The sequence below is a fragment of the Nocardiopsis alborubida genome, assembly GCF_012396365.1.
GTDB classification, from domain to species: Bacteria; Actinomycetota; Actinomycetes; order Streptosporangiales; family Streptosporangiaceae; genus Nocardiopsis; species Nocardiopsis alborubida.
In genome coordinates, this window is the sequence record NZ_JAAXPG010000043.1 from 25,479 (window position 1) to 48,406 (window position 22,928).

The 22,928-nt window shown below is 71.6% G+C and carries 20 protein-coding genes and 1 pseudogene; 10 read left to right on the forward strand and 11 right to left on the reverse strand.

The annotated features are described in order from the left end of the window. Positions 1-249: 249 nt before the first annotated feature. Positions 250-579 carry a Cd(II)/Pb(II)-sensing metalloregulatory transcriptional regulator CmtR gene (cmtR, locus tag HGB44_RS29485; RefSeq protein ID WP_061081665.1) on the reverse strand — a complete coding sequence of 110 codons (330 nt, stop codon included), beginning with the start codon at positions 577-579 and terminating at the stop codon, positions 250-252. A 117-nt stretch (positions 580-696) separates the two neighbouring features. Here cmtR and HGB44_RS29490 point away from each other — a divergent pair, with 117 nt between their 5' ends. The 5 genes from HGB44_RS29490 to HGB44_RS29510 all read left to right on the forward strand — a co-directional run bounded on the left by HGB44_RS29490 (position 697) and on the right by HGB44_RS29510 (position 5,874). Continuing rightward, the gene (locus HGB44_RS29490) at positions 697-1,617 is read left to right on the forward strand and encodes a cation diffusion facilitator family transporter (protein ID WP_061081666.1); all 921 of its coding nucleotides are present in this window, start codon (positions 697-699) and stop codon (positions 1,615-1,617) included. A 242-nt stretch (positions 1,618-1,859) separates the two neighbouring features. Continuing rightward, positions 1,860-3,311 carry a TrkH family potassium uptake protein gene (locus tag HGB44_RS29495; protein ID WP_061081667.1) on the forward strand — a complete coding sequence of 484 codons (1,452 nt, stop codon included), beginning with the start codon at positions 1,860-1,862 and terminating at the stop codon, positions 3,309-3,311. Positions 3,312-3,340: 29 nt separating this feature from the next. Next, a complete protein-coding gene (locus HGB44_RS29500; protein WP_061081668.1) occupies positions 3,341-4,012 on the forward strand; it encodes a potassium channel family protein in 672 nt (223 codons plus the stop codon). A 212-nt stretch (positions 4,013-4,224) separates the two neighbouring features. After that, a complete protein-coding gene (locus tag HGB44_RS29505; protein WP_210752339.1) occupies positions 4,225-5,253 on the forward strand; it encodes a metal ABC transporter substrate-binding protein in 1,029 nt (342 codons plus the stop codon). A gap of 387 nt (positions 5,254-5,640) precedes the next feature. Beyond that, a complete protein-coding gene (locus tag HGB44_RS29510; protein ID WP_061081670.1) occupies positions 5,641-5,874 on the forward strand; it encodes a DUF397 domain-containing protein in 234 nt (77 codons plus the stop codon). 239 nt (positions 5,875-6,113) lie between these two features. Here HGB44_RS29510 and HGB44_RS29515 read toward each other — a convergent pair whose 3' ends face one another. Both HGB44_RS29515 and HGB44_RS29520 read right to left on the reverse strand, forming a co-directional pair. Further along, positions 6,114-6,962 carry a helix-turn-helix domain-containing protein gene (locus HGB44_RS29515; RefSeq protein WP_168444203.1) on the reverse strand — a complete coding sequence of 283 codons (849 nt, stop codon included), beginning with the start codon at positions 6,960-6,962 and terminating at the stop codon, positions 6,114-6,116. Between the two features lie 267 nt (positions 6,963-7,229). Then, positions 7,230-7,727 carry an ATP-binding protein gene (locus HGB44_RS29520; RefSeq protein WP_026114864.1) on the reverse strand — a complete coding sequence of 166 codons (498 nt, stop codon included), beginning with the start codon at positions 7,725-7,727 and terminating at the stop codon, positions 7,230-7,232. 340 nt (positions 7,728-8,067) lie between these two features. On the opposite strand from HGB44_RS29520, the gene fabG reads away from it, so the two are divergent. Next, positions 8,068-8,808 carry a 3-oxoacyl-ACP reductase FabG gene (gene fabG, locus HGB44_RS29525; protein ID WP_231972512.1) on the forward strand — a complete coding sequence of 247 codons (741 nt, stop codon included), beginning with the start codon at positions 8,068-8,070 and terminating at the stop codon, positions 8,806-8,808. Between the two features lie 83 nt (positions 8,809-8,891). Here fabG and HGB44_RS29530 read toward each other — a convergent pair whose 3' ends face one another. The 5 genes and pseudogenes from HGB44_RS29530 to HGB44_RS29550 form a co-directional block, all read right to left on the reverse strand. After that, positions 8,892-9,872, reverse strand: coding sequence for a serine hydrolase (locus HGB44_RS29530; protein ID WP_061081672.1), 981 nt, complete (start codon positions 9,870-9,872; stop codon positions 8,892-8,894). Positions 9,873-10,005: 133 nt separating this feature from the next. Further along, the gene (locus HGB44_RS29535; protein ID WP_061081673.1) at positions 10,006-10,620 is read right to left on the reverse strand and encodes an energy-coupling factor transporter transmembrane component T family protein; all 615 of its coding nucleotides are present in this window, start codon (positions 10,618-10,620) and stop codon (positions 10,006-10,008) included. Beyond that, positions 10,617-11,297, reverse strand: coding sequence for an energy-coupling factor ABC transporter ATP-binding protein (locus tag HGB44_RS29540; protein WP_061081674.1), 681 nt, complete (start codon positions 11,295-11,297; stop codon positions 10,617-10,619). Before HGB44_RS29540 ends, HGB44_RS29535 begins: the two co-directional genes overlap by 4 nt. Beyond that, positions 11,297-11,929 (reverse strand): biotin transporter BioY, encoded by a 633-nt coding sequence (locus tag HGB44_RS29545; protein WP_061081675.1) that lies wholly within the window; start codon positions 11,927-11,929, stop codon positions 11,297-11,299. Before HGB44_RS29545 ends, HGB44_RS29540 begins: the two co-directional genes overlap by 1 nt. A gap of 231 nt (positions 11,930-12,160) precedes the next feature. Beyond that, positions 12,161-12,268, reverse strand: a pseudogene (locus tag HGB44_RS29550) (DUF397 domain-containing protein); the annotation flags it as partial. A 421-nt stretch (positions 12,269-12,689) separates the two neighbouring features. Between HGB44_RS29550 and HGB44_RS29555 the strand changes: the two are divergent. Continuing rightward, the gene (locus HGB44_RS29555; RefSeq protein ID WP_061081691.1) at positions 12,690-12,908 is read left to right on the forward strand and encodes a hypothetical protein; all 219 of its coding nucleotides are present in this window, start codon (positions 12,690-12,692) and stop codon (positions 12,906-12,908) included. Beyond that, complete coding sequence (locus HGB44_RS29560) at positions 12,905-13,234, forward strand: hypothetical protein (RefSeq protein ID WP_231972513.1); 330 nt, start codon at positions 12,905-12,907, stop codon at positions 13,232-13,234. The genes HGB44_RS29555 and HGB44_RS29560 overlap by 4 nt, the downstream gene beginning before the upstream one ends. A 98-nt stretch (positions 13,235-13,332) precedes the next feature. Here HGB44_RS29560 and HGB44_RS29565 read toward each other — a convergent pair whose 3' ends face one another. Beyond that, positions 13,333-14,406, reverse strand: coding sequence for a lactonase family protein (locus tag HGB44_RS29565; protein ID WP_061081692.1), 1,074 nt, complete (start codon positions 14,404-14,406; stop codon positions 13,333-13,335). Between the two features lie 325 nt (positions 14,407-14,731). Here HGB44_RS29565 and HGB44_RS29570 point away from each other — a divergent pair, with 325 nt between their 5' ends. Both HGB44_RS29570 and HGB44_RS29575 read left to right on the forward strand, forming a co-directional pair. Beyond that, on the forward strand, positions 14,732-15,004 hold the full coding sequence (locus tag HGB44_RS29570; RefSeq protein ID WP_061081676.1) for a type II toxin-antitoxin system TacA family antitoxin: 273 nt from the start codon (positions 14,732-14,734) through the stop codon (positions 15,002-15,004). A 7-nt stretch (positions 15,005-15,011) separates the two neighbouring features. Then, positions 15,012-15,503: a GNAT family N-acetyltransferase gene (locus tag HGB44_RS29575; RefSeq protein ID WP_061081677.1), complete on the forward strand. Its 492-nt coding sequence runs from the start codon at positions 15,012-15,014 to the stop codon at positions 15,501-15,503. A gap of 76 nt (positions 15,504-15,579) precedes the next feature. Here the strand turns inward: HGB44_RS29575 and hrpA are convergent, their stop codons facing one another. Together hrpA and HGB44_RS29585 are read right to left on the reverse strand one after the other, a co-directional pair. After that, on the reverse strand, positions 15,580-19,530 hold the full coding sequence (gene hrpA / locus HGB44_RS29580; protein WP_061081678.1) for an ATP-dependent RNA helicase HrpA: 3,951 nt from the start codon (positions 19,528-19,530) through the stop codon (positions 15,580-15,582). 352 nt (positions 19,531-19,882) lie between these two features. Further along, positions 19,883-22,928: type I polyketide synthase (locus tag HGB44_RS29585; RefSeq protein ID WP_168444204.1), on the reverse strand; the 3,046-nt coding region annotated here is incomplete at its 5' end.

Here is a 22,928-nt window from a genome sequence, read left to right on the forward strand (position 1 = left end):
GGGACGCGTCAGCCTTCTGTCAGGGTCGGTTTCTGACCAAAGTAGGTGTCCTCATCCGTAAGTCGGAGCCGGTCGGGATGAAATGCGGCTTTCCGCGGCGGCGCAAGAGGATCGCCCTGTAACGGACATCACGGTGGCAACTTCCGGCCAACCGGAAAACGGCCCCGGACACGTGGAGCGCAGGGGCACCGGGGGTGACGGAGCGGGCACGTCGGGGAGCCGCGCGCCACGGCTCCCTGGAGGCGGCGCTCAGGCGGGCCGCCGCTCCCCGGGGGCCTCGTGCGGCTGCGCGGTCCCCCACACCACGCGCAGGAGATCCTCCAGCGCGTGGACCAGGGAGTCGTCCACGAGCGCGTAGCTGACCTGGCGCCCGCGCGCGGAGGTGCTCACCAGGCCGCAGTCGCGCAGGCAGGCGAGGTGGTTGGAGACGTTCTGCCGGGTGAGCCCCAGTTGCTCGGCCAGTCCGGCGGGGTAGTGGGGACCGTCGAGGAGCGCCAGCAGGAGGCGGCAGCGGGTGGGGTCGGACAGGGCGCGGCCGAGCCGGTGGATGGCGGACAGGCGCTGCTCGGAGGTCAACATGAAAACCATTGTACATGGCTTGCTGTATAGACAGCGTAGGCTGTATAAACAGTGAAAGCTGAACCATGTGTGCCGCGCACCGCGGCTCCGGGAGAGGACGTCGGAACGGGGGAGTTGATGGGCCTGGGACACGACCACGGACACGGGCACGGTGTCACCGCCGGGGCCGCCAACAGCAGGCGGCTGGCGGTGGTCCTCGGGATGATGCTCGTCGTCGCCGTGGTCCAGGTGATCGGTGCCGCGCTCAGCGACAGCCTGGCCCTGCTCGCCGACGCCGGGCACACCGTCACCGACTCCTTCGGAGTGGCCCTGGCCCTGGTCGCCGTGTGGATCGCCGCACGCCCCGCCACCAGCAGGCGCACCTTCGGCTACCAGCGCGCGGAGATCCTCGCCGCCGCCGTCAACGCGCTGGTGCTGTTCGTCCTGTGCGGGTTCATCGTGGTGGAGGCGGTCGAGCGGCTCCGCACGCCCGCCGACGTGTCCGGGCCGGGCATGATCGCCGTGGCCGCCTTCGGCCTGGTCATGAACATCGGAGCGCTGTTCGTCCTGCGCTCGGGCGCCCGCGCGAGCCTCAACGTCAAGGGCGCCTACCTGGAGGTCATGGGCGACGCCCTGGCCTCGGCCGGGGTGATCGCGGGCGGTGTCGTCGTCTGGCTGACCGGTTGGGACCGGGTGGACACCCTCGTCTCCCTGGGCATCGCGGCGATCATCGTGCCCCGCGCGTGGGCACTGCTGCGCGAGGCCGTGCACATCCTGCTGGAGGCCACCCCGCAGGGCATGGACCTGAGCGAGGTCCGCGACCACCTGCTCGGGCACCCCGCCGTCCTGGACGTCCACGACCTGCACGCCTGGACCATCACCTCCGGGGTTCCCGTGATGTCGGCGCACGTGGTGGTCGCCGAGGAGCACCTGTGCGACAGCGGCCGCATGCTGGACGAACTCCACGAGTGCCTGACCGGCCACTTCGACGTCGAGCACTCCACGCTGCAACTGGAGCCGCCCGGCCACGCCGACCACGAGGGCGCCCGCCACGCCTGATCCGGGCCAGGGCGCGATCGGGGCCCCGCGACCGGTCCCCGGCGGAACGGCGCCACGGGATCCTCGCGGGCTCCGCGTCCCCGCTGGTGGAGACCGCCTCGGGCGCCACCGGCACACCCCCCGCACCGTTACGATGCTGGACGGGCCGTCGACGTGCCACCATCGGAACCCTCTGGCACGACTCCCCGCGCCCAGGAACGCTAAGGAGACACCGTGGCACCCTTCCCGACCCGCGGTCAGCGGTGAGCGAGAACCGGCTGAGAACGGGGATGCGCGCCCTGCGCAGGCTGCGCGGCTCGATCCTGCCCCTCAGGGCGGCCAGGCTGTCGTACAAGCTGCGCCGCGAACTGAGCTCCACCCGTGAGTCCAGCACGTGGCGCCAGCCCGCACGCGTGTTCCTCATGGCCTACGTGGTCGTGGACCTGCTGGGCACGGCGCTGCTGATGACCCCGCTGACCACGCCCGACCACCGGGGGCTGGGCTTCGTCGAGGCCTTCTTCACCGCGACCTCGGCGCTCTCGGTGTGCGGGCTGAGCGTGGTCAGCATCGGCAACGACCTCAACACCTTCGGCCAGGGGGTGGTCCTGGCGCTCATGCAGGTCGGCGGGATGGGCATCATGACCCTGGCCTCGCTGCTGGGCACCGCGATGATCCGCCGGTTCGGGCTGCGCATGCAGCTGACCGTGCAGGCCGAGACCCGGAGCATGTGGGTGGGCGACGTGCGCGGCCTGGTCAGCCGGGTGGCCCTCATCTTCCTCATCTGCCAGGGCCTGACGTTCCTGCTGATCACGCCGAGGATGTGGCTGGGCTACGACATGTCCCTCGGGGAGGCCGTCTACTCGGGCTTCTTCCACTCCATCTCGGCCTTCAACAACGCCGGGCTCTCCCTGTACGGGGACAGCATGATGCGGTTCTCCGGCGACGCGTTCGTCCTGGTGCCGATCGCCCTGGCGGTGATCCTCGGCGGCATCGGCTTCCCCGTCCTCCTGGAGCTGCGGCGCGAGCTGCGCACCCCGCGCCTGTGGAGCCTGCACACCAAGCTCACCGTCACGACCACCTCGATCCTCTTCGTGGGCGGGGCCCTGCTGGTCACCCTGATGGAGTGGAACAACCCCCAGACCCTCGGGCAGATGCACTGGTGGCCCCGGCTCGTCGACGGCTTCTTCCACGGCGTGATGCCGCGCAGCGGCGGTCTCAACTCCGTCGACACCGGGAAGATGGAGGACGCCACGCTGCTGGTGACGATCATGCTGATGTTCGTCGGCAACGGCAGCGCCGGAACGGCCGGGGGCATCAAGGTGGCCACCCTGGCGGTGATCTTCCTGGTCGTGGCGGCCGAGGTCCGCGGCAACGACAAGGTGCACGTCTACGGGCGCCAGCTGTCGCCCGGAGTGATCCGGCAGTCGCTGAGCCTGGTGTTCCTGTCCGCGACGGTCGTGGCCTTCACCACCGTCCTGCTGGTGCGCACCACCCCGTTCGACCTGCTGCCGGTGATGTTCGAGGTGGTGTCGGCGGTCGGCGTGGTCGGCCTGTCCATGGGCATCACCGCGGAGCTGGAGCCGTGGGTCCAGTTCCTGCTGGCCCTGCTGATGGTGGCGGGCCGGGTCGGCCCCATCACCTTCGTCACGGCGTTGGCCTTCCGCGACCACCATCGGCGCTACGATCTCGCCGAGGCGCGGCCGATCATCGGCTGAGAGCACTCCGAGGGAAGGAAGGGACACCCGTGCAGCAGCACAGGAGACTCACCGACAAGCGGGTCCTGGTCATCGGCCTGGGCCGGTTCGGCAGTTCACTCGGCCTGGAGCTGGTCAGCCGGGGGTGGGAGGTCCTGGGTGTGGACTCCAACCCGCGGCTGGTGCAGTCCTTCGCCGACGCGCTCACGCACACGGTGATCGCCGACGCCACCGACGAGGAGGCGCTGCGCCAGGTGGGAGCCGGCCAGTTCCACAGCGCGGTGGTGGCCATCGGCACCCACCTGGAGGAGAGCATCCTGACCACCTCGCTGCTGGTGGACATGGGGGTCTCCAACATCTGGGCGAAGGCGACGAGCCGCCGCCACGGCCGCATCCTGGAGCAGGTCGGCGCCACCCACGTGGTGCTGCCCGAGCACGACATGGGCGAGCGGGTGGCGCACCTGCTGTCGGGCAGGATGCTCGACTACGTGGAGCTGGAGGAGGGCTTCTCGCTGGGCAAGACCAAGGCGCCCAAGGAGCTCATCGGCAAGACCCTGCGCGAGACGCGGGTCCGCCAGCACTACGGGATCACGGTGGTGTCGGTGAAGCGGATGGGTGAGGAGTTCACCTACGCCACCCAGGAGACGGTGCTGAACAAGGGCGACGTGATCGTGGTCGCAGGGCGCACCGACGACGTGGAGCGCTTCTCCGAGTCCACCTGAGCCGGGCCGCACGGCGGCGGAAGAGGACCGGAACCGCTGCGGTGCCGTGGAAACCGGGGACGGGGAGGCCAGGGGGGAGGCGCCCGGCGCCGTCGGTTCCGCGCCCGGCCGCCCGCTCCGCGCGCCCGCGGACAGCGGTTCCGGCGGCGTGCGCGCGTCGCATTCCGAACAGACAAATTGACAACCGTTTTCATTATCCCGACAATTGACCCATGCGAACTGGGACAACCGTGCGGGCCGCCGCCCTCGGCGCCGCGACACTTCTGACGATCACCGCCTGCGGAAGCGGCGGCGAGGGGGCGGACGACTCGGGTGTCTCCCCCGCCGACGCGGACCTGACCGTGGTCACCGGCGTCTACCCCCTGGAGTGGCTGGCCGAGCGGATCGGCGGCGACCGGGTGGCGGTCGTCCAGCTCACCGAGCCGGGCACCGAGCCCCACGACCTGGAGCTCACGGGCCGACAGGTGGCCGAGGTCAGCGAGTCCGACATCGCCTTCTACGTGGAGGGCCTGCAGCCCGCCGTGGACGAGGCGATCGCGCAGGAGGCCTCCGAGAGCGCGTTCAACGTCGCCGACATCGTGGAACTGCACCCCGTGGGGGAGGACGGCCACGACCACGCGGAGGACGGGGCGCACGCCGAGGAGGAGGGCCACGACCACGCGGAGGACGAGGCGCACTCCGAGGAGGAGGCCGCCGCCGAGGAAGAGCACGACCACGGCGAGTACGACCCCCACTTCTGGCTGGACGTGGACCTGATGGCCCAGACCGCCCAGGCGCTCGGCGACCGGATGGCCGAGGTCAACCCCGAGGGCGCCGACGGCTACGCGCAGGGCGTGGAGGCCGTGACCGCCGAACTGGAGGCGATCGGCCAGGAGTACGAGGAGGGGCTGTCCTCCTGCGAGCACGACGAGGTGGTCGTGGGGCACACCGCCTTCACCTACCTGACCGAGGCCTACGGCCTGGAGCAGATCGGGGTCAGCGGGGTGGACCCCGAGACCGAGCCCTCCCCCTCGCAGATCGCGGCCATCACCGACATCGTCGACGAGCGCGGCATCGGGACGGTCTTCACCGAGCCGCTGATGCCCGCGGCGACCGCCGAGACCATCGCCGCCGAGACCGGCGCCCAGGTGGAGGTGCTCGACCCGCTGGAGGGCGTCACCGAGGACTCCCCCGGCGACGACTACCCGTCCATCATGCGGGGCAACCTGGAGGCGCTGACCACCGCGCTGTCCTGCTCCTGAGCCCTCGGCCCGTCCCACCGCACCGGCCCCGTCGGCCCCGGGCACCCGCCCCGGCCGACGGGGCCGACGCGCTTTCGCTCCCCCCGCCCTCCCGGGAGACGGCTTTCCCGGCAGGCGGGGTCTCCGTGCTTTCGCACCCCACGCCCCCGTCGCCGCGCAGGGGGTATGCGCGCGCTCGCTTCCCCTCTTCCCGCCCGACCGAAACCGCCCCGGGCCACGCGGGCACGGTACACGGGCACGCCACGGGTTACATGGCGCTTACATACCACCAAACCCCCGGACAAGTGGCGGGGGTCACGCTATGCTTGTGAACGTGTCGGTGCCAATGCACGTGCATCTGGCAGTGCATAAGCACGGACGTTCCCCTCGTCGAAACAAAGGAGCAGCATGACCGCACACAACGGCATCCCCGCGACCCAGCTCACCGAGGCGGCCTGGCAGAAGGCCCGGCGCAGCAACTCCCAGGGCGCCTGCGTCGAGATGGCCCGTCTCGGCGACGGCTCCATCGCCGTACGCAATTCGCGGTTCCCGACCGGACCGGCGCTGGTCTACACCCAGGAGGAGATCGACTGCCTCATCCTGGGCGCCAAGGACGGGGACTTCGACAACCTGCTCAGCTAGGGTCCTTCGTCCCCTCTGGCGCGTTCGGCCCCATGGCACACAGGAGGGGTTACCGCTCGGCGGTGACCCCTTCTTCGGACACCGGCCCGGCGTCCGCGCCCCGGCCCATCCACGACCGCACGCTCGCGGCGGCCCGCCCGGGCGCACCTGCCCCGAAACCCGGAAAGGCCCGCCTCGGCGAGCCTCTCGTATCCCTGAGCGCGTGCTCCGGGTCCCCTCCACCCGTCCCACGCCGCTGCTCAGTCGACTGCTTTGTCCAGGTCCTCCAACATCTGTTCCAGCAGCTCCAACGTCTCGTCCGGCGTGGCCGCGGCGACGCTGAGCCGGGTCATGGCCTTGGTGTAGGCCTCCACCACCGGCCTGCGGTCGATGATCTCGCCGTCGGTGAGCTGCTCCAGGTAGACCATGTCCGCGAGCTCGAACTCCGAGTAGCGCAGGAGCGTGAACGAACCCGCCTCGGCCGCGTGCGCGCCCACCGCGAAGGGGACGATCTGGAGGGTGATGTTGTCGTACTCCTTGCTGAGCTGGATGAGCCACTCCAGCTGACCGCGCATGATCTCGCGCCCGGCCTCCGGTCCGCCGATGGGTCTGCGGACCGCGGCCTCGTCCAGGATCACCCACATGCGCATACTCGTGTCGGTGCGCAGACGCCTCTGTCTCCTGAGTCTGGCGTCGACGCGCTGCTCGGTGACCTCGTCGGTCTCCACGCCGCCGGAGATGACCGCCCGCGCGTACTCCTCGGTCTGGAGCAGCCCCGGAACGAACTGGGACTCGTAGATGCGGATGTGGTCGGCGGCCTCCTCGAAGCCGACGTAGCGGATGAACCACTTGTGCAGTGACTCCCCGTACTCCTTCCACCAACCGGGCTTGTTGGATTCGCGCGCGACTTCGAGGATTTCCTTGATCCTCCTGCGGTCGGAGACCCCGTACATCTTGAGGAGGTCCTCGATATCGCGCAGCTTGAAACCGACCCGGCCGAGTTCCATACGGCTGATCTTCGACGCCGATGCCCGAATCTTGTTCCCGGCATCCTCCCGGCTGATAGCACGCGCTTCGCGAAGCTGGCGCAGCTCGTGCCCGATCAGCATGCGGCGCACAGTGGGGCCGCTCCCCTGGCGCAATCGAGCGATATCCACGTTCGCCGCCTCTCCCTCATTCCTCGCACAAGGGTATCCATGCGACGGGACACCTTTGCCGTGCGGACAAGACACTACAGGTACACGATAGAACGATAGAGCAGTGGCGCCTTCGGGTCCCGGTCCGGTACCCCTCCAGCACCTCCATGGGGGGCCGCGCCGCCGGAGGGCAGCGCCGCCGGAAGCACCGGGCGGAGCGCCCGGCGGGAACCCCGGGACTCACACGAATTGCGCCCAAACGAACTTTCCGCCGGGCGGCGTGGGAATCACACCCCACTCTCGCGCGAAAGCACTCACCAGGGCAAGCCCCCGACCGCCCTCCAGGTCGAGATCGGTTTCCCTTCTCTCCGGCAGCCGGTCTCCACCGTCACGAACCGCGCAGATGAATTCGCTGCCGCTGCGCATGAGCGAGAGCTGAATACCGCCGTCGCTCTGCCCTGTCAAGGGCAGAGGGCCACCGTGCCGGAGCGCATTGGTGACCAATTCCGAAACAACCACCGCGACATCGCTGGACAAGTAGTGCATCTCCCATTCGTGGAGAAGCGCCTCGGAAATCTCGCGCGCGGCCCCCACCGAGTGGGGGCGCGGCTCGAAGCTCCACGTGACGGCGTCGTGCCGGTCCCCGCATACGGGGGTGTTCCAGCGGCGGGAACCGTGCGTCAGGACCTTGAGCCACCAGCCACCGGCCGGATCGGCCACCGCCTCAGCGCACTCCATGCCTTCCACTCCTCCCTGACGCACCGCTGCGTGGGCGTCGGTGACACGGCCGGGGTGGACCGTGTCCGCGTGCAGGTCTGGCTCGTGCCCCTGCACGACTCGAATGCACGTGCATCTTCGTCTTGCAGGCAATCGTAGGCCAAGCCCCGACGATGTGCAGGCAAACGGGGAGACGACTTCGGCCGACCCGTAAAGCGGGTCGGCGCGGACCGCCCTATTCGCGGGCGGGGCCGTCCCGGACGCACCCCGTCCACCTACCGACCGGTTGGCATGTGGATAGGATCTTCTCGCGCCCACCACGCGAATTCTTGGAGGTAATCCCATGTCACCAACGCCCCGTGTGGCCATTGTGACCGGCGCGGCCCGTGGGATCGGTGCCGCCGCTGCTGAGCGCCTGGCGCGCGAGGGCCGGTCCGTCGCCGTGCTGGACCTGAGGGAGTCCGACGCCCAGGAGGTCGTCGACCGCGTCACGGCCGCGGGCGGCACCGCCCTGGCCGTGGGCTGCGACGTGTCCGACCCCGACCAGGTGACCGCCGCCGTCGACACCGTGGCCGAGCGCCTGGGCCCGCCCGCGATCCTGGTGAACAACGCCGGTGTCCTGCGCGACAACCTGCTGTTCAAGATGTCCGTGGAGGACTGGGACACCGTGATGAACGTGCACCTGCGGGGCTCGTTCCTCATGAGCAGGGCCGCCCAGGCCCACATGACCGCGGGCGGCTGGGGACGGATCGTCAACCTGTCCAGCTCCTCCGCGCTGGGCAACAGGGGCCAGGCCAACTACTCCGCGGCCAAGGCGGGGCTCCAGGGGTTCACCAAGACCCTGGCGATCGAGCTGGGCAAGTTCGGCGTGACCTGCAACGCGGTCGCGCCCGGGTTCATCGAGACCGCCATGACCAGGGCGACCGCGGAGCGCATCGGCGTCAAGTACGAGGACATGAAGGCCTTCAAGGAGGCCGAGATCCCGGTGCGCCGGGTGGGTGTGCCCGAGGACATCGCCAACGCCGTCGCCTTCCTCACCGGTGAGGAGGCCGGGTTCGTGTCGGGCCAGGTCCTCTACGTCGCCGGCGGACCGCTGGACTAGCCGACCGGGAAGCCACCGTGTGCCCCGTCCGGAGCCCTCCGGACGGGGCACACGTGCGGAGGGGCCGGGGACGGCGCCGGGGGTCATCCGCCCGGCTCCTCGGCGGCACGGGCCTCCTCCATCGCCGCCGTGACCGCGGCCGCCACCTCCTCCACCAGGGCGACACCGGTGGTGTAGTCGGGGCTGCCGTCGGTCAGGACCGCGATCAGGTACTCGCGTCCGGGCCCGGCCACGTAGCCGACGCTGTTGACGTTCCACAGGCCGCCGTTGGCCTCGCGCGGGGTCCAGCCGTTCTTGAGCCCGACGGTGTCGCCCGGGCCTGCGCTGGCAGAGACCCCCCAGGACTGCTCGGCGGCGACGGACTCCATCAGCCCGCGTGCGTAGGCCCGGTCCTCCTCCGTCAACGGACTCCCGTCGCAGTAGAGGGCGCGCAGCAGCCGCACCTGGTCGGCGGCGGTGGTCATGGTGGCGCCCCACCGGCCGCGCGGGTGGGGGTCGGTGTTGGTGAAGCCCAGCGTCTCCGCGCCCTGGACGAAGCCGTCGGTGAACCCGATCCGCGAGTACAGGCCGTCGGTGACCTCGTTGTCGCTGTAGCGGATCATGCGGGAGACCTGGGAGCGCTCGGCCCCGGTGAGGTCGCGGCCCTCCTCCTCGGCGCGCAGCAGCAGCATGGTGAGGATGGTCAGCTTGGCCAGGCTCGCCGTGGGGAACTGCCGGTTGGCGTCGTGGCTGAAGGTGGCGCCGGTGCGCAGGTCCTGCACGGCGACCGCGAAGTCGGCCGGGTGCTCCTCCCCGATCGCCCCGATCCGCGCGGTGAGCTCCTCGCGCTGGGCGGGGGTGAGGCCCTGTCCTCCGGCTTCGGGCGCGTCGACGGGCGCGAGGGGCACCGCGGGGAACGCGCTCTGGGAGACCAGCGAGCGGAACAGGGCGGGGTCCGGGCGGGGCGGTGCCGCCCCGGAGGCCGGGGTGGCGCCGGGCAGGGCGAGGGCCATGAGCACCGCGAGGACGACCGCCACGACGGCGACGGCCCGGGCTCGGTTGTCGGCGGGGGGATGCCGGGGCACGCTATCACCGGTTCGCTGACACGCGGATGGGCTGGAGTACCGCCATTATTCAGCGAAATGTCGCGAATACGAACATCTCGATACCGAATCGGTACCGGGTCCCCTCTTTTCGTCCGCTCCCGTGTGCGAATCCTCAGCGCTGGGTGTCCTCGTCGATACCGCGGGCCACCAGGGCCTCCCCCGTCGCGTCGGCCATCCGCAGCAGCTGGACGATGACCGGCACCACGAGCAGGTGGGGACGGCCGGACAGGCCCCGCGCCCGGTAGGCCTCGCGGGCGGCCTGCCAGGCGGAGGCGGCCATCGGGATGGAGCGGACGGTGAGCGCCAGAACGAGGGCGGTCCGGTCGGGGTTGGCGCCGACGTGCCTGAGCGGGCGGGCCATCCGCTCGAAGAGGTCGAGCATCGCGCGCACGCGGGTGGTGAGCGTGACGAGGTTGGCGAACAGGACGAGCGCGGCCAGTTGGGCGCACAGGCGCAGGGCCGTCTGCCAGTCCGCGAACAGGACCTGGAACAGGCCGATGGCCAGTAGGAACGGCCACAGCACGCGCAGCGCGGACCAGGCCCGCCCCAGCGGGAGACCGGCCAGCGGGTACAGCGCGAGCGCGGCGGCCAGGGCGCCGACGGCGACCCGGTGGTCGGCCCAGACCACGAGGCCGACACCGGCCAGCAGCAGCGCGAGGAGCTTGGCCCCGGCCGGGATCCGGTACAGGAACCCGGTGCCGGGGACGTAGAGGCCGACCGTGCTCACCGTTCGTCCATGAGCTTGGTGTAGTGGGGCACGGCGTCGCCGGGAACGCCGTCGAAGACCACCCGGCCCGCGTCCATGACCAGGACCCGGTCGAAGCCGTCGAGCAGGTCGAGGTCGTGGGTGAACAGGACGACCTGCTGTTCCAGGCCGTCCAGGGTCCGGTGCACCATGCGGGTGTTGCGCAGGTCGAGCAGGGTGGTGGGCTCGTCGCAGACCAGCACCTCGGGCTCGGTGACCAGTACCGAGGCCAGGGCCAGGAGCTGTTTCTGCCCGCCCGAGAGCAGGTGCCCGGGGTGGTCGCGGTGGCCGTCGAGCCCGTAGCGGACCAGGGCCGCGTCCACCCGGCGGGCGGTCTCCTCCCGGCCCAGACGCAGGGAGCGCAGGCCGATCTCCACGTCCTCGGCGACGGTGGGCATGATGATCTGGTTGGCTGCGTCGGAGAAGACGAAGCCGACCCTGCGCCGGATCCTCCTGGCGTGGCGCCGGGTGTCCCACTCCCCCAGCGTCACACGGCCCTCGTCGGGGACGACGAGGCCGTTGAGGGTGCGGGCGAGCGTGGACTTGCCCGATCCGTTCGCCCCGATCACGCCGATGCGGTGCTCGGCGAGGTCGAGGGTGACGTCGCGCAGCACGGCGCGGTCGTCGTAGGAGTGGGAGACGCCCTCCAGGCGCAGCATCAGGATTCCCCGCGGTCGGTACCGGCCTCCACGACGGGGCGGCCCGCGGGCGGGATCGGGTAGGCGCGGTAGACGGCGCTGGCGATGAGCGCGGTGACCACGGCCTTGGCCAGGTCTCCGGGCAGGAAGGCCACCATGGAGTAGGCGGCGGCCAGGACGCCGTCGCCCATGACGACGGCCATCCAGGGGACGCCGATCGCGTAGATGACGAGGATGCCGCCGACGATGTTGACCGCCAGGCCCGCCCAGAACCGGTAGCGCCCCCGGTCGCCGCGGACCAGGAGATCGGTGAGCAGGCCGATGACCAGGGCGGCGAAGACCCAGCTGACGATGAACCCGGCCGAGGGCCGGGCCAGGACGCCGACGCCGCCCATGCCGCCCGCGAAGAGCGGGAGTCCGGCCAGGCCGAGCGCCAGGAAGGCGGCGACCGCGAGGGTGCCGCGCTTCCAGCCCAGGAGGGCGGGGGCGAGCATGATGCCCAGGGTCTGGAGGGTGATGGGCACCGGCGAGAACGGCAGCGGGACGGCGACGGTGACGCTGAGGGCGGCGATGAGCCCGGCGAACACGGCGACGAGCGCGAGGTCGCGGGCGGTCAGGCCCCTGTGGCGGACGTTGGTCTTGGTCGTGGGCATGGGCGGTTCCCCTGGGAGGTCGTGGAGGCGGGTCTCTGCCCATTGTCCGTGATGGCGGTGACCAGGACGAAGGGCGGGGCGCACAGTTCTGCGGGCCCCGGGGTTGTAGGAGGTCGCCTGAGACGGGGGTCACGCGGAGGTGTCCGGCGGATCCGGATGGTGAGGGAGGGTCTGGCATGAGCCCGCCCCATCCGGCACTCGTGTCACACCGGCAACGTATCCGGCGGCCTGTTAGGCAGGCGTGCCGTCCTCGTGCAGGGTGGAGAGGAGGGCGCCCCAGCCGGAGGAGGGGAAGGCGAGGTGCCCGAGGGCGCGGTTCTGGGTGTCGCGGACGTGAAGGTGGGAGGCGGTCTCAGCGACCTCGACACAGTGGCCTCCCTGGTTGCCGCCGCAGCTGGACTCGTGCCGTACCTGGCGATGGACGCTCCACGACTCTGGCGACCAACAACGTCAGGCACGCCCCGGTCGGCAGCGCGGGACGCGGCGGCTTCTACGTCCGGGCGCTCCTCTTCCACGGCTGGCTGCGCGTGGAGGTTCTCGACGCCTACGGACGGGCCCCGTCCCTCCGGGTCGTCACCCCCGGCACCCGCGCCGGGGGCGGGCGCGGACTGGTTCTGGTCAACGCCCTCTCTTCTCGGTGGGGGAGCTTCCAATCCCTGCGCGGACCTGGGATGTTCTTCGAGTTGCGGTGGCGGGTGCCCGAGCCGCTGGCTCCGGTCGCCCCTGCGGTCCCCCTCCCCCGGAAGGACTGGTGAGCACCATGGAGGGCTACCACATGAGGCCGAGCGCGGCCGTGCTGACGCTGCGCGAGGAGTTCCCCGACCTCCTCGTCTGCGAACTGCACGGAGGACGGGGGCGACCCCGCCTCGTGGCGACCAGTGCCCGGACCATCCCCACCGGCCAGCCCGGGCTGGTCGTGTGCGGAGGCTCCGAGGAACCGCGGAAGGCGCTGCGGGCTCTGGAAGGCGGTGCGGTATGAGCGCGGTCATGACCCTGGAGACCGTGGAGGCCTCCGTTCCCCAGGAGGTGGGGCGCCTCCGTGCCACCTACCGCAAGCGGGGGTGGACGGTCTGGCACGGCAGCGCGACCGGCCAGTACTGGGCGGCGCACACCGGCCGCATGGTGATGCTGAGCGGTGACACCGCCCGGGATCTGGCTGCGGAGATCGAGAAGACGCAACCGAGCAGGCCGCTGGCGGCGGTTCCCGCCCCAGGCGCGGCGGTGGCACACGGAGCTGAGGCCGCCGCCGAGTCCCGGGCCGTGTGCCTCCTGGACCGGTCGGGAGCGGTGGCCAGCGGTAGGTGACAGGCGGTGACGGCCGCGGCCCGGGAGCCGGTGTCCCCGGGCCGCGGCCAGCGCGCACAATCAGGCGAATGCATCCGCGCCCGTCACGCGGGGCGCCGTCAGGCGGTCGCGGCCCCGGAGCGGCGGATGCGGGTGATCGGGACCGGAAGCACGCACACGGGGACGGGCAGGCGCAGCCGGTGGCCGGTGTCGGCCGGGACGCCCGTGTCGGGGTCCAAGAGGAGCGAGGCCAGCGAGTCGCCGTTCTGGGCGGCCACGACCAGGTGGTCGGGTTCCTCGCGGTGGCCGCGCACGACGGTGAAGTTGCGCGGCCACGGCCCTCCGGCAGGGGTGTTGGCGACGTGCTCCAGGCGGGCGCCGCCGTCGCGGACGGCGAAGGTGGCGATCGTGTCCGCGCCCCGGTTGGACACGTAGACGTGGTCGCCGTTCGTGAGGATCTCGGCGGGGAAGTTCGCGCCCGCGGCCTCCTCGCCGGTGGCCTCGACGGAGCCCAGGTGCTCGGCGGTGCCGGTGCCCGAATCCCAGCGCAGGACGTGCACGCGCGAGTCCAGCTCGCCCGCCACGTAGAGGTACTCGCCGAGGACGGCGGTGTGCCGGGGCCCGGTGCCCGGTGGCAGGGCGACGGCGCCGACCTCCTCATCGCCGCGCAGAACGCGCAGCTCGTCGGTGCCCAGGTCGGCCACCAGCAGGTGGTGCTCGTCGGGGGCGACGGTGCTGTGCGCGTGCGGACCCTCCTGGCGGTCGGTGACCGGGCCGCTTCCGGAGTGCGCGAACTCCGCCACGATTCCGTCGAGGGAACCGTCCTCGGCCAGGGCGTACAGCGTGGCCACTCCGTTGGCGTAGTTGGTCACCGCCAGTTCGGAACCGCGCGTGAGCACATGGCAGGGCGACCCGCCGCCGGTCGGGGACTGGCCCAGCTCGGTGAGCCCGGCGCCACCGTCGATCCGGAAGGCGGTGACGGTGCCCTTCTCGCGCTCGTTGACCGCGTACACCGTGGGCGGGTCCTCGCGGAAGGCCAGGAAGGACGGACCCGGGGTGTGGGCGGCCGCGCCGCCGTCGGTCATCTCGCCGGTCATGGGGTCGAACCAGACGCGGTAGATCCCCTCGCCCTCCCCGGGAGGGTCGGAGTCGGGGGTGTAGGTGCCCACCAGCAGGAGCCGCTTGCCGTCCATCGAGTTGTCCGCCGATTCGCCCACCGGGGGCCTCGCTTCCCTCGCGCCTGTGATGTCCGCCGACAGTGGTCTACACCACTGAGGACCACGGCGCATGCTACAGGTCTTGGTCCCCGACTATCAGAGCGGACCCGGCGGGTCCGGCGCCTCGAAGGGCCTTCCCGTGAAGCGGGAGGACTGCCCGGCGTAGCGGAAACTTCGGCTCCTCGGTACATCACATCCCCATGAATACCCCCGTACAAGTGCCGTACAATTGATTGCACTCTCGCCCGTGCTTCCGACACGGCCGGTCGAGGGGCCCGCCCAGCACGAAGGAAAACGCCCCATGAGTACCGCCACAGAACGCATCGAAGTCCGTCTCACGCCCGAGGACAAGGACCTGCTCCTCGAGGCGGCCCGCATCAGCCACGAGTCCACTTCCAAGTTCGTCGTCCGGGTGGCCCGGGAGGCGGCCGAGGAGGTCGTGGAACGCGAGCAGACCACCAAGGTCCCCGCAGCGTTCTTCGACGCCATGGTCGAGTCCCTGGAGGAACCCGCGCAGCCAATCGAGGAGCTGGCCTCCGCGGTGCGCAAGCACCGCTCCATAGTGAAGAGGTAAACCAACCGTGTTCGTCTGCCAGCCCCTCATCCGAGAGCACCAGACCGACTCCTTCTCCTGCGGGAAGGAGGAGCTGGACTCCTGGCTGCGCAGAAGCGCGCTGCACGCCCGGGCCAACAACACCGCAGCCACCTTCGTCTGGTGCGAGGAGGGCAGCACGGAGGTGGCGGCCTACTACTCCTTCACCTCCATGACCCTGGAGAGGGAGGAGCTGCCCGAGTCCCTGGCCCGGGGCAGCATGCACAGGATTCCCGCGGTGCTGCTGGCGCGGCTGGCGCTGCACACCCGCTACCAGGGGCAGGGACTCGGCCCGGTTCTGCTGGTGGACGCCTTCGAACGGGCCCTGGCGGGCAACCAGGTCTTCGCGGTCCGGTTCCTCGCGGTCGACGCCTTGGACGAGGACGCGTACACCTTCTACGAGAAACACGGATTCCGCGGAATCCCCGGGAGCATGCGCCTGTACCGCAAGATGAGCGACATCGCCAAGACGCTCGAATGACGACGAGCCCTGCCCGATCAACCGGGCAGGGCTCCTTCGCGGTAGGCCGGGGGGAGCGCCCCGACGGCCGCGGCCCCTACCTGCGCTCGGCGGCCTTGACGGCCTCGACCGCCTTGAGGATGCGCTTGTCCGAGACCGGGTAGGCCGTGCGCAATTCCTGCGCGAACAGGCTCACCCGGTACTCCTCCAGCATCCAGCGCAGCTCCGCCACGTCCGGGTCGGCCGCCCGGCCGGGCGGCAGGCTCCCGCGCAGCTTGGCCACGGCCTGGCGCATCTGCTCGACCTTGGACATGTTCACCTGGTCGCGGCGCGGGTTCTCCGGCAGCTTGCCCAGCCGGTACTCCACCCCGCGCAGGTAGCGGTGCAGGTCGTCCAGGCGGGCCAGGCCGGTGCGGGTCACGAACCCCTCGCCCACCAGGTCGCCGAGCTGGCCCTGCACGTCGTTGAGCGAGGGCAGCACGGCCAGGGACGTGGTCCCCTTGACCTTCTTGGACACCTTGCGCCACAGCACCAGGACGCGCGCGGACTTGTCCAGGATCTCGGCCAGGGTGTCGCCGAGGTCGGCGCTCACCCGGTCGGCGAGCTTGGCGAAGTCGTCGCCGTTCCACACCGGGCCGCCCTCGCGGGCGAGCAGGTGGTCCACGGCGGCCGTCTCGGCGTCGTCGAGCATCCTGCGGATCGAACCGTGCGGGTTGTCGGCCAGGGCCAGCTTGTCGGGGTTGTTGAGCCCCTTGCTCACCACGTTCGCCACGGACGGCACGGTGAGCAGCAGCAGTCGGCGGGTGCCCGCCCACATCGCGGCGCGCTGCTCGGGACGGGTGTCGAAGATGCGGATCGCGACGCTGTCGCCCTCGTCCACCAGCGCCGGGTAGCCCTTGACCTTGGGCCCCAGCGCCTTGCGCTCCAGGGTCTGCTCCAGCGGACCGAAGTCCCAGGAGGTCAGGCCCTTCTTCTCCACGCCCTTGGCCTCGGCCGAGATCGCCTCGCGCAGGCGCGGTTTGAGCTTGGCGCGCAGCTTCTCCAGGTCCTTGGACTCGGCCAGGGTCCGGCCCCGGTCGTCCACGGCCCGGAAGGTGATGCGCAGGTGGTCGGGCACCCTGTCGAGCTGGAAGTCGCCGGGTGCGATCCGCTCCCCCGCCGTCCGGGTGAGCTCGTCCGCCAGCGCCGCGGTGAGCGGCCCCTCGTAGGGGGTCAGCCCGGCCAGCGCGCGGGCGGCGTTGTCCGGGACCGGGACGAAGTTGCGGCGCAGCGGTTTGGGCAGCGAGCGGATGAGCGCGGTCACCAGCTCGGCGCGCAGGCCCGGGATCTGCCAGTCGAACCCGGTGTCCTCCACCTGGTTGAGGAACTTCACCGGGACGCGCGCGGTGACCCCGTCGGAGTCGCTGCCCGGCTCGAACTGGTAGCTGAGCGGGAAGGTGAACTCGCCCTGGCGCCACACGTCCGGGTAGTCGTCCTCGCTGATCGACCCCGCGCCCTCGTTGATGAGCTCGTCGCGGGTGAAGTCCAGCAGCTCGGGCTCGGTGCGGCGTGCCTTCTTCCACCAGGAGTCGAAGTGCGCGGCCGAGACCACCGAGTCCGGCAGGCGGGCGTCGTAGAACCGGAACAGCGTCTCGTCGTCCACGACGATGTCGCGGCGCCGGGCGCGGTGTTCGAGGTCCTCCACCTCGTCCAGGAGCTTGCGGTTGTCGTGGAAGAAGTGGTGGCGGGTCTCCCAGTCGCCCTCGACCAGGGCGCGGCGGATGAACAGCTCCCGGGACAGCTCGGGGTCGATCCGCCCGTAGGAGACCTTGCGCTGCACGACGATGGGCACGCCGTAGAGGGTGACGCGCTCGAAGGCCATGACGGCGCCGCGCTTGCGCTCCCAGTGCGGCTCGCTGTAGCTGCGCTTGACGATGTCCCCGGCCAGCTCCTCGGCCCACTCCGGCTCGATCCGGGCCACCATGCGGCCCCAGAGCTTGGAGGTCTCCACCAGCTCGGCGACCATCACGTAGCGGGGCTGCTTCTTGAACAGCGCCGAACCGGGGAAGACGGCGAAGCGGGCGCCCCGGCCCCCCAGGTACTCGTGTTTCTCGGGGTCCTTGAGACCCACGTGGGACAGGAGCCCGGCCAGCAGCGACATATGCACGCCGCGGGGGTCGGCGGCCTCCTCGCGCGGGCGCGGCACCTCCACGCCCATGGAGCGCAGGACCTGCCTGAGCTGGCCGTGGATGTCCTGCCACTCGCGTACGCGCAGGTAGTTGAGGTACTCCTCGCGGCACATCCTGCGGAACTGGTTGCCCGACAGCTCCTGCTGCTTCTCGCGCAGGTAGTTCCACAGGTTGAGGTAGGCCAGGAAGTCCGACTCCTTGTCGGTGAACCTGGCGTGCGCCTGCTGGGCCTGCTGCTGCTTGTCGGTGGGCCGCTCGCGCGGGTCCTGGATGGACAGGGCCGCGGTGATGACCAGGACCTCGCCCAGGACGTCGCGCTCCTCGGCCTCCAGGACCATCCGGCCCAGTCGGGGGTCGATGGGCAGCTGGGCCAGGCGGCGGCCGGTCGGGGTGAGCCTGCGTTTGCCCCCGGACTCGTCGGGGTGCAGGGCGCCCAGCTCGTTGAGGAGGTTGACGCCGTCCTTGATCTGGCGGTGGTCGGGGCCGTCCACGAACGGGAAGGCGGCGACGTCGCCCAGCCCCAGGGCGGCCATCTGGAGGATGACCGAGGCCAGGTTGGTGCGCAGGATCTCGGGGTCGGTGTACTCGGGGCGGGAGAGGAAGTCCTCCTCCGAGTACAGCCGGATGCAGATGCCCTCCGAGACACGGCCGCAGCGGCCCTTGCGCTGGTTGGCGGAGGCCTGGGAGACCGCCTCGATGGGCAGGCGCTGCACCTTGGTGCGGTGGGAGTAGCGGGAGATGCGCGCGGTGCCGGGATCGATGACGTACTTGATGCCGGGGACGGTCAGGGAGGTCTCGGCGACGTTGGTGGCCAGGACGATGCGCCGTCCGCTGTGCGAGGACCACACGCGTCTCTGCTCGCTCGTGGACAGGCGCGCGTAGAGCGGCAGGACCTCGGTGCCCGGGAGCTTCTTCTTCTCCAGCGCCTCGGCGGTGTCGCGGATCTCGCGCTCGCCGCTGAGGAAGACCAGCACGTCGCCGGGGGCCTCGCGGCCGAGTTCGTCGACGGCGTCCAGGATGGCCTGGGTCTGGTCGCGGTCGGTGCCGCCGCCCGGGTTCTTCTCCTCGGGGTCGAGGATCTCCTCGGAGATGGGCCGGTAGCGGACCTCGACCGGGTAGGTGCGCCCGGAGACCTCGACGATGGGGGCGTCGTCGAAGTGGCGGGAGAAGCGCTCGGGGTCGATGGTGGCCGAGGTGATGACGACCTTGAGGTCGGGGCGCCGGGGCAGCAGCTGCTTGAGGTAGCCCAGCAGGAAGTCGACGTTGAGGCTGCGCTCGTGGGCCTCGTCGATGATGAGCGTGTCGTACTGGCGCAGCATGCGGTCGTGCTGGATCTCGGCGAGCAGGATGCCGTCGGTCATCAGCTTGACCAGGGTGCTGTCGCTGGAGGAGTCGGTGAAGCGGACCTTGTAGCCGACCGTCTCGCCCAGCGGGGTGCCGATCTCCTCGGCGATGCGCTCGGCGACGGTGCGGGCGGCCAGCCGCCGGGGCTGGGTGTGGCCGATGGTGCCCATGACGCCGCGCCCCAGCTCCAGGCAGATCTTGGGCAGCTGGGTGGTCTTGCCCGAACCGGTCTCACCGGCGACGATGACGACCTGGTGGTCGCGGATGGCCTCGGCGATGTCCTCACGCCGGGAACTGACCGGCAGGGACTCGGGGTAGCTCAGCTCGGGCACGGACTCGCGGCGCAGGTTCACGCGCAGGAGCGCCTCGTCGACGTCCCCGGAGATCTGGGCGGCGACGGAGGCGCGGCGGCGCTCGTCGCCGATCTTGGCCAGGCCGTCGATACGCCGACGGAGCCGGTGGCGGTCCGAGGGCATGAGGTCGCGCAGCCGGGAACGCAGCGTGTCCGCGGCGGGCGCGGGCGTGGTGGTGCTCATCAGTAGTCAAGGGTAGGAGGGACGGCAACCGGTTTTCGCCGCCGGGCGCGCGCGGCGGGCGCGCGGCCACGGGCGGGCGAAGGAGCGCCGCGGGCACGTACCGGCCAACGCCCGGAGGGCCCGTTCTGTTCCGGGGGTCCGGCCGGACGTGGCGCGGACCCGCGGCAGACGCCCGGTCCCGGCGGTGCCGCGCCGCCGGGACCCGTTCGGGCGCCGCCACCCGGAGGATCGGTGTCGCCGGTGTGAAGCTCGGGTTCTGACCTGCGATGATCTTGTACTTATAGCCGATGTCGGCGCTCGAACCTCGCTATAAGCACAAGATCACGGCGAAAGGGAAGGGCCTGTCCGCGCGTCAACCGACATGCTCCTCCAGCCAGCGGTGAACGGCCAGCGCCGTGTCCGGACCGTGCTCCTCCAGCATGGTGATGTGGTCGCCACCCACGTCGACGGCCTCGTGCGGCAACGGCCAGTCGAACCGCCAGTCCTCCCCGCCGATGGGCGTGCCCGAGGCGTTGAGCATCTGCTGTCCGGGGCGCACGGCCAGGGTCGGCACGTCGGTGGGCGCGGGCACCCAGTCCCGGTACAGCTCGATGTAGCGGCCCATCGCGGTGACCCGGGTGGCGTCCATCAGCCCGAACTGCGTCTCGCGCTCCAGCACCCCGGTCTGGATGATCGGCAGCGCCGTGGGGTCGCCGGGCATGGGCGTGTCCATGAGCACCACCGCCGCGGGAGCGCGTCCCCCGGCCTCCAGCAGCGTGGCGACGCTGTGCGTGACCCAGCCTCCGGAGGACCGGCTGACCAGTACGTAGGGCTCGTCTCCGGCGACCTCGCGCACGGCCCGCGCCTGGACGGCCGCGGCGGCCTCCAGGGTCGTGGGCAGCGGGTCCCCTGCGGTGAAGCCGGGCTGGGGCAGGACCACGACCTCGCGCAGCTCCTGGAAGGCCGAGCCGAAACGCGCGTACTCCTGCGTGCCCGACACCATGACCAGCGACGGCAGGCACACCAGCCGGGGCCGCACCGGCCCCCGGGCGATCGTGACCGGACTCGGCACGGGGCCGAAGTCCTCCGGTCCGGTGAAGGCCGGGCGCAGGTGGGAGGCCGTCTGGACCATGCGGATGCCGTCGGTGATCCGGCCCCGGCGGCACGACTCGCGGAACAGCGCCACGGCCCCCTCCAGGGGGTCGGCCCCTGCCGGGTCCGCGACGGCGGTCGGCGCTGCGCTCCCCGCCTCGGGGAGCGCAGCGGCCAGGTGGCGGGCCAGTCCGGCGGGCGTGGCATGCGTCAGCACCACTGACGCGGCCAGCTTCAGCCCCGTGGCCGCGCGCAGCTCGTTGCGCAGCTCCACGGCCGTCAGCGAGTCCATGCCCAGCTCCAGGAAGTTCTGGTCGGGCTCGATCCGGTCGCCCGAGGTCCTGCCCAGCACCTCGGCGGTGCGCGCGCCCACCAGCTCCAGCAGCAGGCGTTCGCGCTCCTCACCGGTGCTGGCTGCCAGCGCTGCGGACACGCCCTGGCCCTCGGAGGCCGCGCCCCCGGCGGCGCGGCGGCGGGGACGTCGGACCAGTTCGCGCATCAGCGGCGGCAGCTGGCCGGTGCGGGCGGCGCGGGCGCGCACGCCCTCCAGGTCCAGCGGCAGCGGCACCAGGTGCGGGTCACCGGCGGCCAGGGCCGCGTCCAGTAGGTCCAGCCCCTCCTCGGGGGAGAGCGCTCGGGCCATGCCCAGGCGGCGCAGCCGCGAGACGTCGGTGTCGCGCAGGTGGGCGGCGATGTCCCCGAGCTGCTCCCACAGGCCCCAGGACAGCGACTGGGCAGCCATGCCCCGGGACCGGCGGTGGTGGGCCAGGGCGTCGAGGAACGCGTTGGCCGCGGCGTAGTTGGCCTGGCCTGGACTGCCCAGGACGCCCGCGGCCGAAGAGAAGAGCACAAACGCCGACAGGTCCAGGTGTTCGGTCAGCCGGTGCAGGTGGTGGGCGGCGTCGGCCTTGGGGCGCGTCACCGCGTCGACGCGGTCGGGGGTGAGCGCGGTGAGCACGCCGTCGTCCAGTCCCCCGGCGATGTGCACCACGGCCGTCAGCGAACGCTCGGCGGGAACCGCGTCGATGACGGCGGCCAGGGCGTCGGCGTCGGTCACGTCGCACGCGGCGAAGTCGGCGCGTGCGCCCAGTGACGCCAGCTCCTCGGCGAGGGCGGTCGCGCCGGGGGCGTTCGCGCCCCGGCGGCTGAGCAGCAGGAGTTCGCGCGCGCCGTGGCGTTCGGCCAGGCGGCGGGCGACCGCCGAGCCGAGCACGCCGGTGGCGCCGGTGACCAGGACGGTTCCGCCGCCGAGGTCGGGGCCGACGGACTCCTCCGGGACGCGCGCCCTGGTGAAGCGGGGGGCGTGCGCGGTGGAGCCGCGCAGCGCCAGCTGCGGTTCGCCGCTGGCCAGGGCCCTCGTGAGCGTGGCGGCGGCGGTGTCGGAGCCGTCCAGGTCCACGACGGCGAACCGGTCGGGCTGCTCGGTCTGGGCCGAGCGCAGCAGGCCCCACAGCGGGGCGTGGACGAGGTCGGCGACGTCCTCCTCGGGGGCCGCCGCGACGGCGCCCCGGGTGACGACGACCAGTCGGCGGTCAGCTGAGGCCTCGTCCTCGATCCACTCCTGGAGCAGGGCCAGTGCCCGGTGCAGCCCGGCCGCCGAGGCCTCGGGCAGGTCGGCGCCCGAGGAGGCGGGCGTCTCCTCCGCGGCCCCGGCCCCGGCGACACCCGCCTCGGGGACCGCCGCGGCGAAGGGCGCCAGGACGGCGGTCCCCTCGGGCAGGTCCCGCAGTCCTCCCAGGTCGGTGAGGACGTGCACAACGGTTCCGGTGCGGGCGAGCGCCTCGGTGAGGCCGGTGTCGTCGGGCCCCAGGACGGCGATCACGGGGAGCGACCCGGTCGCGCTCAGGTCCACGGAGGGCCACTCCAGGGCGTACAGCTCCCGTTGGCGGGCCCGCTGGGCGTCCCCCTCCACCTGTGAGACGTCGACGGCGCGCACGGTCAGGGACTCGGCGGTCAGCACGGGGCCGCCGTCCGGGTCGGTCATACTCAGCGCGTACGCGTCGGGGCCGACGGGTCTGGCGTGCACGTTCAGGTGATCGGCCCCGGACGCGTGCAGGCGCACCCCCGTCCAGGAGAAGGGCAGCCGGACTCGGCCGCTCTCCCCCGGCGCGGTCAGGGCGATGACGTGCTGGGCGGCGTCCAGCAGGGCGGGGTGCACGCCGAAGGCGGCGGCGTCCTGGCGGTGGCCGTCGGGCAGGCGCACCTCGGCCCACACGTCGCCGCCCTCGCGCCAGGCCGCGCGCAGGCCCTGGAAGGCGGGTCCGTAGCGGTAACCGTCGCGGGCCAGGTCGGTGTAGAGGTCGTCGACGCGCACCGATTCCGCGCCG